Raw genomic sequence first — 1044 nt, 5'->3', positions numbered from 1 at the left:
TACTCCTGGGACCGCGTCGCCGCGGACACCGAGCGCGCCTACCGCTCGACCCTCGCCGCGATCGGCGACGAGGCCGTCCTCACCGGCGCCACGAGCGCCCCCTCATCCCCACCACCCGGAAGGCGGCTCCGCGACGATGACCATCGACACCGTTCTGGACACTCCGACGGACGCCGCCCGGCGCCTCGTCGACGACCACGTGGCGCTCGCGGTCGACGCTGTCGCGCAGCTCCAGCACCATTCCGAGCGGATCGCCGCCTGGGGCGTCGACCTCGCCGACCGTCTGCACTCCGGCGCCCGCCTTCTCGCCGCAGGAACGGCGGCTCGGCCGCGGAGGCGCAGCACCTCACCGCGGAGCTGGTCGGCCGCTTCGACGGCGACCGGATCCCCTTCTCGGCGATCTCGCTGCACGCCGAGACCTCGAGCCTCACCGCCATCGGCAACGACTACGGCTTCGACCACGTGTTCTCACGCCAGGTCACTGCGCACGCCCGCGCCGGCGACGTGGTGGTGCTGCTCTCGACCAGCGGGCGCAGCGCCAACCTCCTGCATGCGGCGGAGGCCGCCCGCGCCGCCGGCGCCCGCTCCTGGGCACTGACCGGCGGCGGACCGAACCCGCTCACCGAGCTGTGCGACGAGTCGATCGCTCTCGAGGGCCACGGCGCCAACGTCCAGGAGGCGCAGCTGGTGCTCGTGCACGCGCTGTGCCGCGCGTTCGAGCATCGGATCCGCGCCCGGACGGCGGCCGCCTCGTGAGCCGGCTGCGGCTCGCGGTCGTGGGCGACGTGATGCTCGACGTCGACCTCTCCGGTCCGGCCGAGCGGCTGAGCCCCGACGCACCCGTGCCGGTGGTGGACGTGTCGGCCCGCAGCGCCCGGGCCGGCGGCGCGGGACTCGTCGCGCGGATGCTCGCCCGCGACGGGGCACGACGTGACGCTGGTGACGGCGCTGGCCGCCGACTCCGCCCCGGACGCGGCGGAGCTGCGGGCCGAGCTCGCCGGCATCCGGGTCGTCGCCGGGCCCTCCTCCGCGCCGACCCCCGTG

1 protein-coding gene and 1 pseudogene are annotated in these 1044 nt (G+C 75.8%); both read left to right on the top strand.

Annotation, left to right across the window (positions count from 1 at the left end; translation table 11 throughout):
• The coding region (locus tag ACH61_RS17855) for a D-sedoheptulose-7-phosphate isomerase (RefSeq protein WP_330220194.1) at window positions 1–756 on the top strand (756 nt) is incomplete at its 5' end.
• Between the two features lie 5 nt (window positions 757–761).
• A pseudogene (locus tag ACH61_RS17850) lies at window positions 762–1044 on the top strand (D-beta-D-heptose 1-phosphate adenosyltransferase); the annotation flags it as partial.

It is taken from the genome of Rathayibacter tanaceti (assembly GCF_001634385.1).
In the GTDB taxonomy this organism is placed as follows: Bacteria; Actinomycetota; Actinomycetes; order Actinomycetales; family Microbacteriaceae; genus Rathayibacter; species Rathayibacter tanaceti.
Note: the sequence above shows the minus strand (reverse complement) of the source record. Positions and strands in the feature narration are given on the sequence as shown.